This window comes from Jiella flava (assembly GCF_017349315.1).
Taxonomy (GTDB): domain Bacteria; phylum Pseudomonadota; class Alphaproteobacteria; order Rhizobiales; family Rhizobiaceae; genus Jiella; species Jiella flava.
On record NZ_JAFMPP010000021.1, the window covers coordinates 1 to 15,664 of the forward strand.

14 protein-coding genes, 1 tRNA gene and 1 pseudogene are annotated in these 15,664 nt (G+C 64.7%); 7 read left to right on the plus strand and 9 right to left on the minus strand.

What is annotated here, in order from left to right; translation table 11 throughout:
* Window positions 1-366: 366 nt before the first annotated feature.
* Window positions 367-525: pseudogene (locus tag J1C48_RS19310) on the plus strand (transposase); the annotation flags it as partial.
* A 44-nt stretch (window positions 526-569) separates the two neighbouring features.
* Here the strand turns inward: J1C48_RS19310 and J1C48_RS17645 are convergent.
* Window positions 570-659 (minus strand) — tRNA-Ser (locus J1C48_RS17645).
* A 289-nt stretch (window positions 660-948) separates the two neighbouring features.
* Here J1C48_RS17645 and J1C48_RS17650 point away from each other — a divergent pair.
* A complete protein-coding gene (locus tag J1C48_RS17650) occupies window positions 949-1,719 on the plus strand; it encodes a hydroxypyruvate isomerase family protein (RefSeq protein WP_343217709.1) in 771 nt (256 codons plus the stop codon).
* A 7-nt stretch (window positions 1,720-1,726) separates the two neighbouring features.
* Here J1C48_RS17650 and scpA read toward each other — a convergent pair whose 3' ends face one another.
* The 8 genes from scpA to J1C48_RS17690 form a co-directional block, all read right to left on the minus strand.
* Window positions 1,727-3,892, minus strand: coding sequence for a methylmalonyl-CoA mutase (gene scpA, locus J1C48_RS17655; protein ID WP_207259326.1), 2,166 nt, complete (start codon window positions 3,890-3,892; stop codon window positions 1,727-1,729).
* Window positions 3,889-5,937, minus strand: coding sequence for an ATP-binding protein (locus tag J1C48_RS17660; protein ID WP_207259327.1), 2,049 nt, complete (start codon window positions 5,935-5,937; stop codon window positions 3,889-3,891). The genes scpA and J1C48_RS17660 overlap by 4 nt, the downstream gene beginning before the upstream one ends.
* 87 nt (window positions 5,938-6,024) lie before the next feature.
* Entirely contained in the window at window positions 6,025-6,402 is a 378-nt protein-coding gene (locus J1C48_RS17665) for a hypothetical protein (protein WP_207259328.1), read from the minus strand.
* Window positions 6,402-6,686: a DUF2442 domain-containing protein gene (locus J1C48_RS17670; protein ID WP_207259329.1), complete on the minus strand. Its 285-nt coding sequence runs from the start codon at window positions 6,684-6,686 to the stop codon at window positions 6,402-6,404. The genes J1C48_RS17665 and J1C48_RS17670 overlap by 1 nt, the downstream gene beginning before the upstream one ends.
* Window positions 6,664-6,804, minus strand: coding sequence for a DUF4160 domain-containing protein (locus J1C48_RS19040; RefSeq protein ID WP_231081883.1), 141 nt, complete (start codon window positions 6,802-6,804; stop codon window positions 6,664-6,666). The genes J1C48_RS17670 and J1C48_RS19040 overlap by 23 nt, the downstream gene beginning before the upstream one ends.
* A 262-nt stretch (window positions 6,805-7,066) precedes the next feature.
* Window positions 7,067-7,984 (minus strand): glutathione-dependent disulfide-bond oxidoreductase, encoded by a 918-nt coding sequence (yghU, locus tag J1C48_RS17680; protein WP_207259330.1) that lies wholly within the window; start codon window positions 7,982-7,984, stop codon window positions 7,067-7,069.
* 114 nt (window positions 7,985-8,098) lie between these two features.
* Complete coding sequence (locus J1C48_RS17685) at window positions 8,099-9,631, minus strand: acyl-CoA carboxylase subunit beta (protein ID WP_207259331.1); 1,533 nt, start codon at window positions 9,629-9,631, stop codon at window positions 8,099-8,101.
* Between the two features lie 148 nt (window positions 9,632-9,779).
* Window positions 9,780-10,505: a GntR family transcriptional regulator gene (locus tag J1C48_RS17690; protein WP_207259332.1), complete on the minus strand. Its 726-nt coding sequence runs from the start codon at window positions 10,503-10,505 to the stop codon at window positions 9,780-9,782.
* Window positions 10,506-10,728: 223 nt separating this feature from the next.
* Between J1C48_RS17690 and J1C48_RS17695 the strand changes: the two genes are divergently transcribed.
* From J1C48_RS17695 to J1C48_RS17715, 5 genes are all read left to right on the plus strand, one after another.
* Entirely contained in the window at window positions 10,729-11,019 is a 291-nt protein-coding gene (locus J1C48_RS17695; RefSeq protein ID WP_207259333.1) for a UxaA family hydrolase, read from the plus strand.
* A gap of 80 nt (window positions 11,020-11,099) precedes the next feature.
* A complete protein-coding gene (locus J1C48_RS17700) occupies window positions 11,100-12,278 on the plus strand; it encodes a UxaA family hydrolase (RefSeq protein ID WP_207259334.1) in 1,179 nt (392 codons plus the stop codon).
* A gap of 119 nt (window positions 12,279-12,397) precedes the next feature.
* Window positions 12,398-13,330 carry a hydroxyacid dehydrogenase gene (locus J1C48_RS17705; RefSeq protein ID WP_207259335.1) on the plus strand — a complete coding sequence of 311 codons (933 nt, stop codon included), beginning with the start codon at window positions 12,398-12,400 and terminating at the stop codon, window positions 13,328-13,330.
* Window positions 13,327-14,322, plus strand: coding sequence for an Ldh family oxidoreductase (locus J1C48_RS17710; protein WP_207259336.1), 996 nt, complete (start codon window positions 13,327-13,329; stop codon window positions 14,320-14,322). The genes J1C48_RS17705 and J1C48_RS17710 overlap by 4 nt, the downstream gene beginning before the upstream one ends.
* A gap of 53 nt (window positions 14,323-14,375) precedes the next feature.
* A complete protein-coding gene (locus J1C48_RS17715) occupies window positions 14,376-15,569 on the plus strand; it encodes a phytanoyl-CoA dioxygenase family protein (protein WP_207259337.1) in 1,194 nt (397 codons plus the stop codon).
* Window positions 15,570-15,664: the final 95 nt, after the last annotated feature.

The following is a 15,664-nucleotide window of genomic DNA, read 5'->3' on the forward strand; positions in this document are numbered from 1 at the left end:
GCCCCGATCCTTCACCAGCCTCACTGTCTCAAGCTTGAACTCGCGGCTGAACTTCCTTCTCTGCATTCCAACTCTCCAGTTCCGTTAAACACCTTATCTCGGTGTCCACGAAACCGGCAGCAGGCCATTCCAACCGTTATTTCATCAGGAGGTTGTTCGCAAAGCTCATGAGTGACGACTCCGAACGGAACCGCGCCGGGTGTGCCGGAGGCTCCCACTTATCAGAGGCTGGAGCGATGACGACGAGAGGTTCTGATTGCTTCCCAACGTCCGCATGCGTGCGGTTCGAATGGTTTCGGATCAATCGCAGCGAGCACGCGTTGCAGTGGGCCGCGTTCAGTCGATCTCATCGACGATCGGCCTTTCACCGCGATGGCCGCCCAGAGGCTGGATATCAAGAAAATCGACGGCGGCATGGGGATCGCCAGCTTTATGAGCCATGATCTCGGATATATCGACCGGGAACAGAGACCCCTGCAGACCATCGACAGTCCGTTCGGCACGAGACTGTCACCCATGTCCTAGGGACAATCTGTTACCCATGTCTCCGGGTCGTACACAGACTGAAGTGGCGGAGAGGAAGGGATTCGAACCCTCGATACCGTCTCCGGTATACTCCCTTAGCAGGGGAGCGCCTTCGACCACTCGGCCACCTCTCCGTCGCGCCCTTCTAGGCTTATCCGGTTGATTTGCGCAAGCCCCTGCGATGGGGTTTCCATCGGCTTGGCGACAGCTTTGGCGGCCGGCGCGCGGTGGCTTTATATAACCGCGATGACGGCGGCAAAAGCGCTGGCTTGACGATCGAAACGGCGAGACGGGGGCGTGCTTGAAGGGCGGCTCGAAGCGTTATTTTCGGGTGATGACGGCGATGGCGGCCTGCCTGCGGTGTGACGGCGATCGGCGTTGCCGGCGATGAGGGCGCCCGGTCAAAATGCGAAGGGGAAATCCGTGGTCCTGCGCTTGTCCGCCAATCTCGGCTTCTTATTCGCCGACCAGCCGTTGCCCGAGGCCATTCGGGCGGCGCGTGCGGCGGGGTTCGATGCCGTCGAATGTCATTGGCCCTACGATGTCGATCCCGGCGCGGTCCGAGCGGCGCTCGTTGAGACCGGGCTGTCGATGGTCAGCCTCAACACAGGACGCGGCAGCCGCGATGACGACTTCGGATTGGCGGCGGTGCCGGGCCGGGAGATCGAGGCGCGGGCGGCGATAAGCGCGGCGATCGCCTATGGGCAGACGATCGGCGCGGCGTCGGTTCATGTTCTCGCCGGACGAGCGGCGGGAGAGGCGGCGGCCCGCACCTTCGAGGCCAATCTCGCCTTCGCCTGCGAGTGCGCCGCGCCCCATGGGATGACGGTGCTGATTGAGCCGCTCAATCCGCAGGATGCGCCGGGCTATTATCTGATCGGGCTCGATATGGCGGTTTCGATCATCGAGCGTCTGGCGCGGCCCGAGCTGAAAATCCTGTTCGACTGCTATCATCAGCAGATCACCGGCGGCGATCTTTTCCGGCGCTTTGCCGCTCATTTGCAGATGATCGGCCATGTGCAGTTCGCCGGCGTGCCGGATCGCGGCGTGCCGAATGCCGGGGAGGTCGCTTTCGATCGGCTGCTGCCGGCGCTGCAGGACCTGGGCTATGCCGGGCCCTTCGGCGCCGAATACCGGCCGGCCGGGGCGACGGAGGACAGCCTCGGCTGGATGAGCGCGTTCCGCCGCCCCTGAGCCACGATCAGGCCGGCAGGCGTTCGCCGTCCCGGCTGTTGCGGCGGCGCCCTTCGAGCACGCCGAGAACGGCCATCGCGGCTTCGAGCACATTCGTGCCGGGGCCGAAAATCTCGGCGACGCCGGCATTATAGAGGGCTGCGTAGTCCTCCGCCGGAATGACGCCGCCGCAGATCACCTGGATGTCGCGCCGGCCGATCTCGGCAAGCTTGTCGATCAGCTCCGGCACCAGCGTCAAATGGCCGGCCGTGTGAGACGAGATGCCGACGAGATCGACATTGCGCTCATCCGCCAGCTTGGCGATTTCGGCCGGCGTTTCGAACAGCGGGCCCAAACACACGTCGAAGCCGAGATCGGCAAAGGCGGTCGCGATCACCTTCGAGCCGCGGTCGTGTCCGTCCTGACCGAGCTTGGCAACGAGGATCGAGGGCTTCCGGCCCTTGGCCGCGCCATGGTCGGCGATCCGTTCGCGGATCGTGCGAAACTCCGGGTCGTCGGTATGGGCGGCGGCAAAGACCCCGGAAATCAGTGAGGTCGAGGGCTCGTGCCGGCCGCCGAACCCATCCTCCATCGCTTGCGAGATTTCGCCGAGGGTGGCGCGCGCCCGGGCCGCGGCGATGGCGGTCTCGAGGAGATTGCCGTGGCTTGCCGCCGTACAGGCCCGCAGCGCCGCGAGTGCGGCCTCGCAGGCATTCTGGCTGCGGCTGCGCCGCACGGCTTCGAGCCGGGCAATCTGCGAACGACGAACGGTGGCGGTGTCGATTTTCAGGATTTCGATCGGCGCCTCTTCCTCGAGGCGGAACCGATTGACGCCGACGACGACGTCCTCGCCCTTGTCGATGCGTGCTTGGCGCAATGCCGCAGCTTCTTCGATGCGGCGCTTCGGCAGGCCGTCGGCGACGGCCTTGGTCATGCCGCCGGCCGCCTCGATTTCCTTGATCAAGGCCCAGGCCTTGTCGGCGAGATCTCTGGTCAGCGCCTCGACGTAATAGGAGCCGCCGAGCGGGTCGACGACTTTGGTCACGCCGGTCTCATGGGAGAGGATCAGCTGGGTGTTGCGGGCGATGCGGGCGGAGGTGTCGGTCGGCAGCGCGATCGCTTCGTCGAAGGAGTTGGTGTGCAGCGATTGGGTGCCGCCAAGCACCGCCGACAGCGCCTCATAGGCGGTCCGCACGATGTTGTTCATCGGGTCCTGTTCGGTCAAGGAGACGCCCGAGGTCTGGCAATGGGTACGCAGCATCTTGGAGCGATCCGAGGTGGCGCCGAAATCGGTCATGATCTTTGCCCATATCTGCCGCGCGGCGCGAAGCTTGGCGACCTCCATGAAGAAGTTCATGCCGATGCAGAAGAAGAAGGAGAGGCGGCCGGCAAAGGCGTCGACGTCAAGGCCCCGCGCCATCGCCGCACGCACATAGTCCATGCCGTCGGCAAGCGTATAGGCGAGCTCCTGGGCGAGCGTCGCGCCGGCTTCCTGCATGTGGTAGCCGGAGATCGAGATCGAATTGAAGCGCGGCATCTCGGCCGCCGTGTAGCCGATGATGTCGGCGACGATGCGCATCGAGGGCTCGGGCGGATAGATATAGGTGTTGCGGACCATGAACTCCTTCAGAATATCGTTCTGAACGGTTCCGGTCAGCTTGGCCTTGTCGACGCCCTGTTCCTCTGCTGCGACGATGAACATCGCCAGCACCGGGATGATCGCGCCGTTCATGGTCATCGACACGCTCATCTGATCGAGTGGAATACCGTCGAAGAGGATCTTCATATCCTCGACGCTGTCGATCGCGACGCCCGCTTTGCCGACGTCGCCGGCGACTCGCGGGTGGTCGGAATCATAGCCGCGATGGGTGGCGAGATCGAAAGCGACCGAGAGGCCCTTCTGCCCGGCGGCCAGATTGCGCCGGTAGAAGGCATTGGATTCTTCGGCCGTCGAGAAACCGGCATATTGCCGGATCGTCCAGGGCTGGCCGGCATACATCGTCGCGCGCGGGCCGCGGGTGAACGGCGCGACGCCGGGCAGGGCGCTCGCAGCGGCCTCCGGCAGGTCGCCCGGGCCGTAGACGGGCTTGATGGCGATGCCTTCCGGCGTTTGCCAGGTCAGCTCCTCGACCGGGCGCCCCTTCAGCTCTTGGGAGGCGATGTCGAGCCAATCGGGGGGATGGTCCGCGCTCATTGTTCGAACTCCATGATGACCGCGTCGACGGTGAGGCTGTCGCCCTCTGCCACAGGAATGGATTTGACCACCGCTTTGTTCTCGGCGCGCAAGACGTTTTCCATCTTCATCGCCTCGACGACGGCAAGCGCCTGGCCGGCTTCCACCGTGTCGCCGGGCGAAACGGCGATCGAGACGACGACACCCGGCATCGGGCACAAGAGTAGGTTCGAGGTGTCCGGGGCCTTTTTGATCGGCATCAGCTCGGCGAGCTTGGCGACATGCGGCTGATAGACCTTCGCCTCGATCGCAATGCCCCTGAGGCGGAGCCGGAAACCGTTGGTGATCGGCTCGACCCGAATCGTCAAAGCGTCGTCGCCGACGCCGACATGCGCCAGCGGTTCGCCGCGCCGCCAATGCGTGGCGACAGGACCAAGATCGACGCCGCCGACGGTGACGCGATCGCCCCTGCACTCGACGGGGAGGCGTTGCTCGCCGATGAAGACGATGCGCCGGATGTCGTCGCGGATCAGCCCGAGGTTGGCGCCAAGGGTCGCCTCGCCAGAGGCGAGGCAACGCTCACTCCGCGCCGAGAGCACGACGGCGGCTGCGGCAAGGCGCGCTGTCAGCGCGTCGCCCGCGACGGCGCCCTGAAAGCCGCCGGGATATTCCTCGGCGATGAAGCCAGTCGAGATCTCGCCGGAGCGCCAGCGCGGATGCTGCATGATCGCCGCGACGAAGGGCACGTTGTGGCCGATGCCGTCGAGGCGGAACTGGTCGAGCGCGCTCGCCATCGCGTCGGTGGCGGCCGCGCGGCTGTCTCCCCACGTGCAGAGCTTGGCGATCATCGGGTCGTAGAACATCGAGATCTCGGACCCTTCCGCAACGCCGGTGTCGTTGCGGATGATTGCTCGACCGCCGCCGATGGCGCGGCCGGCGGGACCGTCGCCGGTTGCCGGACTGCCGTCGAGCGGCCCCTCGGCGGGGGGGCGATAACGCTTCAGCCGGCCGATCGAGGGCAGGAAGTTGCGATAGGGATCCTCGGCATAGATGCGGCTTTCGATCGCCCAGCCGTCGATCGTCACATCGTCCTGCGTGAAGGGCAGCGCCTCGCCATGGGCGATGCGGATCATCTGCTCGACGAGATCGACCCCGGTGATCAGCTCGGTCACCGGGTGTTCGACCTGCAGTCGGGTGTTCATCTCAAGGAAGTAGAAGTTCCGGTTCTTGTCGACGATGAACTCGACCGTGCCGGCGCTTTGATACTCCACGGCCTTGGCGAGGGCGACGGATTGCTCGCCCATCGCCTTGCGGGTGGCGGTATCGAGAAAGGCCGACGGCGCCTCTTCCACGACCTTCTGATTGCGGCGCTGGATCGAGCATTCGCGCTCGTTTAAAGAGACGCAATGGCCGAAGCTGTCGGCGAGCACCTGAATCTCGATGTGCCGCGGTTCCTCGACGAATTTTTCGATGAAGATCCGATCGTCGCCGAAGGAACTCTTGGCTTCGGAGCGGGAGCGCTCGAAGCCGTCGCACGCCTCGGCATCGTTCCATGCGATGCGCATGCCTTTACCGCCGCCGCCGGCCGAGGCCTTGATCATCACCGGATAGCCGATTTTGCGGGCGATCCGGACGGCGTCCTCGGCGTCGTCAATCAGGTCCATATGGCCGGGCACGGTCGAGACACCGGCTTCGGCAGCGATCTTCTTTGAGGTGATCTTGTCGCCCATCGCCTCGATCGCCCGCGGCTTCGGGCCGATAAAGGTGATGCCGGCAGCCTCGAGCTTTGCGCAGAAGGCGGCGTTTTCGGAGAGGAAGCCATAGCCCGGATGGACCGCTTCGGCGCCGGTGTCCTGGCAGGCTTTGAGGATCGTGTCGGCGAGGAGATAGGATTGTGCGGCTTGCGGCGGGCCGATATGGACGGCTTCATCGGCCATGGCGACGTGCAGCGCGTCCGTGTCGGCGTCCGAATAGACCGCGACCGTTGCGATGCCCATACGCTTGGCGGTCTTCATGACCCGGCAGGCGATCTCGCCGCGATTGGCGATGAGGATCTTCTTGAACACCGTCTCGTCCCTCCCTTGCGCGGGGCGGCGCCGGCTCCCCGCTGTTGTCATTGTTGGACCGCCGCGGAAAAGACCCGCCGCCGGCGATCAGACGTCCAGAACGTTCTGAAAGGCTTCCGGATAGCTGTCGCGCGCCACCGCTTCGTCGATCATCAAGAGCGCCTCGTAAGAGGCTGGATCGAAAGGCTTTTCGGCCGGCACGATCTCGCGATTGAATAGCCATGAGATGCGGCCGGCATCGAGATTGCCGCGCTCGAACGGCTCCTCGCCGAACATATGCCACAGGGCGTGCAGAAAGGCGGCGTCGGCGAGCTTTTCCGTCGCGGTGCGATCGTGGAAGCGCTTGCGCTCGATGATCTTGGTCGCGCCCTTGGGATTGGCGCGGCGGATGGTGAACTGAAAACCCGTTCCCGGCAGCCCCGAGGGGAAGCCGCGATGCTTGGTCATGTCGGGAAGTTTCGGCATTATGCGGCGGCCTCTGCGGGCGGGGTGGCTCTGGGGGCAGCGCCCCCGACGATCAGCGCCTTGGCGCTGATATATTCGTCGATGGCTTCCCATCCGACGGCATCGCCGAAGGGGAGGATCTGCCAGTCGCGGCGCTCTGCGGGACTGGCTGTGGCGAGGGGCGGATACCACCACAGCGGCGCTTCGATTTTCCGTCCGTCCGCCATCGTGAAGACGATCATGTTGTCCGTCACCGCGACGTCGCAGACGAGAAGTTGACGGTCACCAATCTCCAAAATGATCATGCCAAGCCTCCAAAAAGCGCTGTCTGTTGTCGGCGACGACCTTGAGGATGGCATTGACCTCATGGTCTGCGAAGCCTGCCACTCGCGCGATGCGCATCTCTTTCAGCCAGACCTTCAAGTGTTTGCCGTTTTGAGGACGTGGATGTGGGGCGGCTCGCCGACGTCTTTCGAATAGAAATGGAAGCGGTGACCTTTCCAGAGCAGAACTTTTGGCACGGGATCGTCCGTCCGCTGTGGTCGGCTCCCGATCAGAATGCGTCAAGGCGACAGTCTTTTCCATGTCGATCCGTTTGGCGGTCGGTGTGGTCCGGTCATCTCTTCCCTCCCCGGCAGACCACCTGGCGCCGAGCGCGCCCGCGGTCAGCCGGGGACGCTTTTTATCAGGCTTTGTCGCCGATCTTGTCCTCAGTCTTCGTTTCGAAGTCCGAGGCATCGTGACGCTCGTGCAGCTGGGTCGCCGGATCACCGGTCAGCGAATTGACCATCGCGCCGCGCTTGACCGCGGCGCGCGCGCCGACCTGCTTGGTCCATCGCTGGACGTTGGCGTAGTCCTCGACCGACAGGAAAGTGCCGGCATCGCCATAGGCATCGTGACTGGCGAGGCGACCATACCAGGGCCAGACGGCCATGTCGGCGATCGAATAGGCACTGCCGGCGAGATATTCGTGATCCTTCAGATGCCGGTCGAGCACGTCCATTTGCCGCTTCGTCTCCATGGCGTAGCGATCGATGGCATATTGGATCTTGATCGGCGCATAGGCGTAGAAATGGCCGAAGCCGCCGCCGACAAAAGGCGCCGAGCCCATCTGCCAATAGAGCCAGTTCATCGCCTCGGTGCGGCCGCGCAGATCACTAGGCAGGAAGGCGCCAAATTTTTCGGCGAGATAGCTCAGGATCGAGCCGGATTCAAAGACCCGTAGCGGCGCGCCGCCGTCCTTCGGCTTGTGATCCATCAGCGCCGGGATCTTCGAATTGGGATTGACCGAGACGAAGCCGGAGCCGAACTGCTGGCCCTTGTCGATGCGGATCAGCCAGGCGTCGTATTCGGCCTCGGCATGGCCGGCGGCGAGGAGCTCCTCCAGCATGATCGTGACCTTTTGGCCGTTCGGCGTGCCGAGCGAATAGAGCTGCAGCGGATGCTTGCCGACCGGCAGCTCCTGTTCGTCGCGGGCGCCGGCCGTCGGCCGGTTGATCGAGGCGAACTGACCGCCGTTGCCTGGCTCGTATTCCCAGACCTTGGGTGGGACGTAGCCGGCCGGCAGGTTGTTTTCCGGCGGAAATTTGTTGTCGTCGCTCATCGGTGATCGACCTTCAAAAGTTTCAATTCTCGGGCGATGCGGCGCACCGCCCGCTCAGACATATTGGGTCGCCGTCGAATTGGGACCGGTGACGGCGCGTTCACGAAATCGGCCTCAGAGCGGAATGTTGTCATGTTTGCGCCGCGGCGTGGCGACGGATTTGGTCTTCAGCATCTCGAAGGCGCGGATGATCCGGCGCCGGGTCGAATGCGGCATGATCACCTCGTCGATGAAACCGCGTTGGGCGGCGATGAAGGGGTTGGTGAAGCGGTCTTCATACTCTTTGGTATGCTGGGCCAGCCGGTCGGCGTCGCCCGCGTCCTTGCGGTGGATGATCTCGGATGCGCCCTTGGCGCCCATCACCGCGATCTGAGCGCTCGGCCAGGCGTAGTTGACGTCCGCGCGAATGTGTTTCGACGCCATCACATCATAGGCGCCGCCATAGGCCTTGCGGGTGATCACCGTGACTTTCGGGACCGTCGCCTCGGCATAGGCAAAGAGCAGCTTTGCGCCGTGCTTGATGATCCCGCCGAGTTCCTGCGAGACGCCGGGCAGAAAGCCCGGGACGTCGACAAGGGTGAGAATCGGAATGTTGAAGGCGTCGCAGAAGCGGACGAAGCGCGCTGCTTTGCGCGCCGCATCGATATCGAGGCAGCCGGCGAGCACCATCGGCTGGTTGGCGACGACGCCGACGCTGGAGCCGTTCAGCCGGACGAAGGCGGTGACGATGTTGGGCGCGAAGTCTTTCTGGATCTCGAGAACGTCGCCTTCGTCGGCGAGCTTCTCGATCAGCTCGCCCATGTCATAAGGCTTGTTCGGATTGTTCGGTACGAGGGTGTCGAGGGACGGCTCGATGCGGGCCGGATCGTCAAACGTCTCGTAGACCGGCGGCGTCTCGCGGCTCGACAGCGGCAGAAAAGCGAAGAGCCGGCGCATTTCGGCGAGCGCCTCGACGTCGTTTTCGAAGGCACCGTCGGCGACCGAGCTCTTCTTCGAATGGGTGCCGGCGCCGCCTAGCTCCTCCGCCGTGACCACCTCGCCGGTGACCGTCTTCACCACATCCGGGCCGGTGACGAACATATAGCTGGTGTCGCGGACCATGTAGACGAAGTCGGTCATCGCCGGGGAATAGACCGCGCCGCCGGCGCAGGGGCCCATGATCACCGAGATCTGCGGGATGACGCCGGACGCCTGAACGTTGCGCCAGAACACCTCGGCATAGCCGCCGAGCGAGGCCACGCCTTCCTGGATGCGGGCGCCGCCGGAATCGTTGAGGCCGATCAGCGGGACGCCGTTCTGGACAGCAAGATCCATGATCTTGCAGATCTTCTCGGCATGGGTCTCTGACAGCGAGCCGCCGAAGACGGTGAAATCCTGTGAGAAGACATAGACCGGCCGGCCTTCGATGGTGCCCCAGCCGGTCACGACGCCGTCGCCGGGGATCCGTTGCGTCTCCATGCCGAAATCGGTGCATCGATGGGTCTTGAAGGTGTCGTATTCCTCGAAGGAGCCGGTATCCAGAAGCGCGTCGAGGCGCTCGCGCGCCGTCAGCTTGCCCTTGCCGTGCTGGGCGGCGATGCGGGTTTCGCCGCCGCCGAGGCGCGCTTCGCTGCGGCGGTCTTCCAACTGCTGGATGATATCGAGCATCGGCGTGTCTCCTCCTTCGTCAGCCGCGAGCCTGCCATGGCGAGGCCGTCCTTGTATGGATGACAACCCGGTCCTCGTAAATGCAACGAAGGGAGGCAGTGTCCAGACGATGCGGCGACGCGCCCGATCGTCACTCGAACGGCCGGTCTCAAAGGTCCAGGCGGTAGTGAAAGTTGGCGGTTCGGCAGTAGGACACCCGATGCTCGACCGGCGTATCGTCGAGGGCGGTTGCCAGACGCTCGATCACGAGCAACGGATCGCCGGCGGTACAGCCAAGCCGCGCGGCCGTTCGGGCATCCGCTGCGCCGGCCTTCAGCTTCTCGGTCGCTTTGCCGATGGTGATGCCGAAGTGCTCCGAATAGAGCGCATAGACGTTGTTGGGGATCGTCTCCATCGCGGCCAACCCTTCGAACCGGATGGCGGGCAGGGTGATCTGCTCCGAAATCACCGGCGTGCCGCCGAGGCTGCGAACGCGGTCGATTCGCCAGACGGCCTCATCGATTCCAAGCCCCAGCAAGGCGCGTTCGTCGGCACTGGCGGGCGCCAGCTGCCTGTCCATCACCCGGCTTTCGGGGAAGATCCGCGTGCCGTCATCGGCGATCAGACGGAAAAACTGGAAGAGGATCCGGCTTTCCTCCGGCAGGGCGACAAACGTCCCGCGACCCTGCCGACGCACCAGAAGATGCTCCGCCGTCATCGCGTCCAGCGCTTTGCGCACCGTGCCTTGGCTGACGCCGAGTTCGGCGGCGAGCTGGAATTCGCTAGGGATCATCGAACCCGGCGTCCATGCGCCATCGATCAGCCGCTGCACCAACATGTCGCGGACCTGGCGATAAAGCGGCGTGAAGGCGAGGCCCTGTTTGGTCTGGCTCATGAGTGTCTCGATGGGTCTATCGTCATTCCAGCACAGCAGGCTTGACAGGGCAAATGAGATCTAATTTATATCTTATATAAGACTGCGGCGCAAATGAATGGCTCGGGTTTTCGATCCGCAGCCGCGCAGGGGCCCGCAGCCGGTTTGCAACCCCGGTCTTTCATCAACGCGAGTGCGCCCTGCGCGACGTCGCCGTGTCAGCCATTTTGAGGGAGAACAGCCCATGAGCGAGCATCCACAGCTCCTCGTCCACGACCACAAGGACAATGTCGGCGTCGTCGTCGTCGAAAATCTGTCGGCCGGCACCGAGATGCTCTGCGTTGTCACGGCCGACAACTCGTCGTTCCGCCTGACCTGCAACGATGATGTTCCGATCGGCCACAAGGTCGCGCTGAAGGACATCGCCAACGGCGATGTGGCGGTAAAGTACGGCGAGGACATCGGCCGCTTCAAGGCCGATGTGAAGAAGGGCGGTCACGTCCATGTCCACAATCTGAAGACCAACCGCTGGTGAGTGCCGGCCACGCGCCCTTGTTTCGAGGCGCTGGCGCCGCGCCCACCAGGTGAACCGACCCCGTTTCAGAAAGTCTCCTCATGCCGATCAACACCAATCGCAAGTTCATGGGCTATCGCCGTGAAAACGGCCGCGTTGGCGTGCGCAACCACGTCGTCATCCTGCCCGTCGACGATATCTCCAACGCCTGCTGCGAAGCGGTCGCCAACAACATCAAGGGCACGCTGGCGCTGCCGCATGCCTATGGCCGGCTGCAATTTGGCGCCGACCTCGATCTGCACTTCCGCACCATGATCGGCACCGGCGCCAATCCGAACGTCGCCGCCTGCATCGTCGTCGGCATCGAGCCCGGCTGGACCCAGAAGATCGCCGACGGCATCGCCGCGACCGGCAAGCCGGTGGCCGCCTTCTCGATCGAGCAGAATGGCGATCTGAAGACGATCATGGACGTCTCGCGCAAGGCCCAGCAGTTCGTCCAGTGGGCGACCGAGCTGCAGAAGGTCGAATGCGACGTTTCCGAGCTGTGGATCTCGACCAAATGCGGCGAGTCCGACACCACCACCGGCCTCGGCTCGTGCCCGACCGTCGGCAACATGTATGACAAGCTGATCCCCGAAGGCATCTACGGCGTTTTCGGCGAGACCTCCGAGATCACCGGCGCCGAGCACATCTGCAAGGAGCGCGCCATCGACGCTGAGGTCGGCGAGCGCTGGTATAAGATGTGGAAGGCCTATCAGGACGACGTCATCTTCGCCCATGCGACTAATGATCTGTCCGAGAGCCAGCCGACCAAGGGCAATATCGAGGGCGGTCTGACCACCATCGAGGAGAAGGCTCTCGGCAATCTCGAGAAGATCGGCCGCGAGTGCAAGTTCATCGACATTCTCGAGCCGGCCGAGGCCCCGCAAAAGGGCAAGGGCCTCTATTTCATGGACAGCTCGTCCGCTGCTGCCGAATGCGTGACGCTGATGGCGGCCGCCGGCTATGTCATCCACACCTTCCCGACCGGACAGGGCAACGTCATCGGCAACCCGATCGTGCCGGTGGTCAAGATCTCCGCCAATCCGCGCACGCTGCGCACCATGTCGGAGCATATCGACGTTGACGTGACCGGCATCCTACGGCGCGACATGACCATCGATCAGGCCGGCGACGCGCTGATCGAGATGATCATGCGCACCGCCAATGGCCGCCACACCGCCGCCGAGGCGCTGGGTCACCGCGAATTCGTCATGACCAAGCTCTATCGCAGCGCCTGATCGGCCTTGCGTCCAGGCCGGCATCCGCGCGTTCGGATGCCGGCTTTTTTGTCGTCCGGGCATCGCCGCATTCTTGCCGGATGGGCCGGATCATTTTCTTTCCCCGACAGGAGGCATCGATGGCCGAGGTCGTCATCAGCGAATTCATGGACGAGGCGGCGGTCGGCATGATCAGCGCCCGCCACGACACGGTCTACGATCCCGGCCTCGTCGACCGGCCGAACGATCTGGCAGCCGCGGTGAAGGGCGCGCGCGCGATCGTCGTGCGCAACCGCACAAAGGTGACCGCGGCGCTGCTCGATCAGGCCGAAACTCTCGTCTGCGTCGGCCGGCTCGGCGTCGGCCTCGACAATATCGATCTTGCAGCTTGCCGCGCTCGCGACGTCGCGGTCTATCCGGCGACTGGCGCCAACGACGTGGCCGTGGCCGAATATGTGCTGACGACGGCGCTGTCGCTTCTGCGCGGATCTTATGCTTCGTCGGCGGCGGTCGCCTCCGGCGCGTGGCCGCGCGGGGCGCTGATGGGCGGCGAGGGCATGGACAAGCGCCTCGGTCTGGTCGGCTATGGGGCGATTGCCCGGCAGGTTGCCAAGCGCGCCCGCGTCTTCGGTTTTGAGATCGCCGCCTTCGACCCGTTTCTCGCCGCCGACGATGCGGCCTGGGCCGATTGCCGGCGGATGGAGCTGGCGGAGTTGCTGGCGACCAGCGACGTCGTCAGCCTGCATGTCCCGCTGACCGACCAGACCCGGCACATGATCGATGCCGCCGCGATCGCGTCCATGAAGGACACGGCGATCTTGATCAACACCGCGCGGGGCGGTGTCGTCGACGAAGCGGCGCTGGCCGATGCCCTGACGGCCAAGACTCTCGGCGGCGCGGCGCTCGACGTCTTCGAGACCGAGCCGCTGACCGCCGAGGCGGGCGCGAAATTTGCCGGCCTGAGCAATCTGATCCTGACGCCGCATATCGCCGGCGTGACGGTGGAATCGAATGTTCGGGTCAGCCGCGTCACCGCCGAAAACGTTCTCAATCATCTGGAGAAGAGCGCGTGACGACCACTCTTTCGATTGGCGAGGCCGAGCGCCTTGTCGCCGAGGCCATGGGCCGCGCCAAAGCCGGGCCGGCGCAGGCCGCTTCGGTCGCCCACGCGCTGGTCGCGGCTGAAGCGGCAGGTCAGGGGGGGCATGGCCTCCGCCGCGTCACCGCCTATTCGGCCCAGTCCAAGGTCGGCAAGGTCGACGGGTTTGCCACGCCCGCCCTCGATCGGCCGCGCAGCGCGGTGCTGGCGGTGGATGCCGCCAACGGCTTTGCCTTTCCGGCCTTCGATCTGGCGGTCGAGCACATGCCGGCGATCGTTGCCAAGACCGGTGTCGCAGTGGCCGCCATCCGTCGTTCGCACCACGCCGGCGTCTTGGCGTTGACCGCCGAGCGTTTTGCCGAAAAAGGACTGGTGGCGATGATGGTGGCGAATGCGCCGGGGGCGATGGCCGCCTGGGGGGGCACCAAGCCGCTGTTCGGCACCAACCCGATCGCCTTTGCCGCGCCGCTCGAGGGCGCCGATCCGCTGGTCATCGATCTCTCTTTGTCAAAGATCGCCCGCGGCAAGGTCATGGCCGCCAAGCAGAAGGGAGCGTCGATCCCCGAGGGCTGGGCGCTCGACAAGGACGGCCAGCCGACCACCGATCCGACCGCCGCGATGGCCGGCACGATGGTGCCGATGGGCGACGCCAAGGGCGCGGCGCTGGCGCTGATGGTGGAGATGCTGGCGGCCGGGCTGACCGGCGCGAATTACGCCTACGAGGCCAGTTCGCTGTTTGACGATCAGGGCGATCCGCCGGGGCTCGGCCAGTTCCTGCTGGTGATGGACCCGGCGGCGATCGGCGGTGCGAATACGCTCAAGCGTCTGACCGCGCTGGCTGACGCGATCGCCGCCGACCCGGGCACCCGCATTCCGGGCCGCCGCGGCCTTCAGGCGCGCCGCAAGGCGGAGGCCGAAGGCATCGTCATCGACGACGACGTGCTGGCGGCGATCGAGGCAGTGTGAGACCATCGGCTGCCGAGCCGCTGCGCCATGAGCAAGCACCGGGAGGAACGGTCATGGATGCCAGAAACCTTGCTGCCGAGCGCCGAGACCGGCTCTGGCTCGACGAGAGCAGCGGCGATTTCGCGATCTTCGAAGACGAGGTCGCGCAGACGACCCGCGCCGAAGACTGGCCGCATGCGAGCGAGATCGCCAAGAACATCCCGATCTATGACGGCGAGGCGGTGCGTCGCACGGCCCAGTCCGTTAGGACGCGGCGCGAGCTGATGGCCGAATGGGCGGCGGTCTTTGCGACAGGGCCGGGCGTCATCGTCATTCGCGCCGCGATGGATGATCTTGCTGTCGTCGATCGCGCGACAGCGGTGTTCGAGACGATCATTGAGACCGAAAAAGCCGGCTCCGGCGGCGGCGGTGATCATTTCGCCAAGCCGGGCGCCAACGATCGGGTCTGGAACGCCCTCGAAAAGCATTGCCTCGCCGATCCTAAGAATTTTGCGCGCTATTATGCCAGCGAGGCGGTGGCGATGACGAGCGAAGCCTGGCTAGGCCGAGGCTATCAGATGACGGCGCAGGTCAATCGCGTCAATCCGGGTGGCGCGGCGCAGACACCTCATCGCGACTATCATCTCGGCTTCATGTCGCCGGAGCAGATGACGGCCTTTCCGGCCCATATTCACCGGATCTCACCGCTCCTCACCCTGCAGGGCGCGATCGCCCATGGCGACATGCCGATCGAGAGCGGGCCGACGGTGCTGTTACCCTATTCGCAGACCTTCTTCGAAGGCTATCTCGCCTTTGGCCGCGAACCGTTCCAGCGCTATTTTGCTGATCATGCGGTGCAGCTGCCGCTCGCCAAGGGCGACGCCGTGTTTTTCAATCCCGCGCTGATGCACGGGGCAGGGGCCAATCAATCGAGTGACATCCGCCGCATGGCGAACCTCCTGCAGGTCTCGTCCGCCTTTGGCCGGGCCATGGAGGCGGTGGACCGCTCACGGATGACGCTGGCGCTCTATCCGGCTTTGCGGGCGGCCAGTGCGGCCGGCGAACTCAGCGCTGCCGCGATCGCCAACGCCGTCGCGGCCTCAGCGGAGGGCTATGCCTTTCCGACCAATCTCGATCGCGATCCCCCGATCGGCGGTCGAGCGCCGAAGACCCAGGCGGAACACGTCCATGCGGCGCTGGCCGCTGGCGAAGATGCCGAAACGTTTGTCAGCCGCATAACGGCCCACGACGCGCGGCGTTCCGCGTGATCCGGCCCGGTCCGATTGTCCGCGCCCGGGCCGCCGGCAGTCAAGGCACAAAGCCGGCGAGCGGGGTGGCCGGCCACGTCTCGCCGTGATAACAG

Coding starts and splice junctions, on each gene's coding strand:
- scpA (WP_207259326.1), bottom strand. CDS start 3,892: ATGAGCGCGGACCATCCCCCCGATTGGCTCGACATCGCCTCCCAAGAG.
- J1C48_RS17670 (WP_207259329.1), bottom strand. CDS start 6,686: ATGATCATTTTGGAGATTGGTGACCGTCAACTTCTCGTCTGCGACGTC.
- J1C48_RS17685 (WP_207259331.1), bottom strand. CDS start 9,631: ATGCTCGATATCATCCAGCAGTTGGAAGACCGCCGCAGCGAAGCGCGC.
- J1C48_RS17665 (WP_207259328.1), bottom strand. CDS start 6,402: ATGCCGAAACTTCCCGACATGACCAAGCATCGCGGCTTCCCCTCGGGG.
- yghU (WP_207259330.1), bottom strand. CDS start 7,984: ATGAGCGACGACAACAAATTTCCGCCGGAAAACAACCTGCCGGCCGGC.
- J1C48_RS17715 (WP_207259337.1), top strand. CDS start 14,376: ATGGATGCCAGAAACCTTGCTGCCGAGCGCCGAGACCGGCTCTGGCTC.
- J1C48_RS17705 (WP_207259335.1), top strand. CDS start 12,398: ATGGCCGAGGTCGTCATCAGCGAATTCATGGACGAGGCGGCGGTCGGC.
- J1C48_RS17695 (WP_207259333.1), top strand. CDS start 10,729: ATGAGCGAGCATCCACAGCTCCTCGTCCACGACCACAAGGACAATGTC.
- J1C48_RS17700 (WP_207259334.1), top strand. CDS start 11,100: ATGCCGATCAACACCAATCGCAAGTTCATGGGCTATCGCCGTGAAAAC.
- J1C48_RS17690 (WP_207259332.1), bottom strand. CDS start 10,505: ATGAGCCAGACCAAACAGGGCCTCGCCTTCACGCCGCTTTATCGCCAG.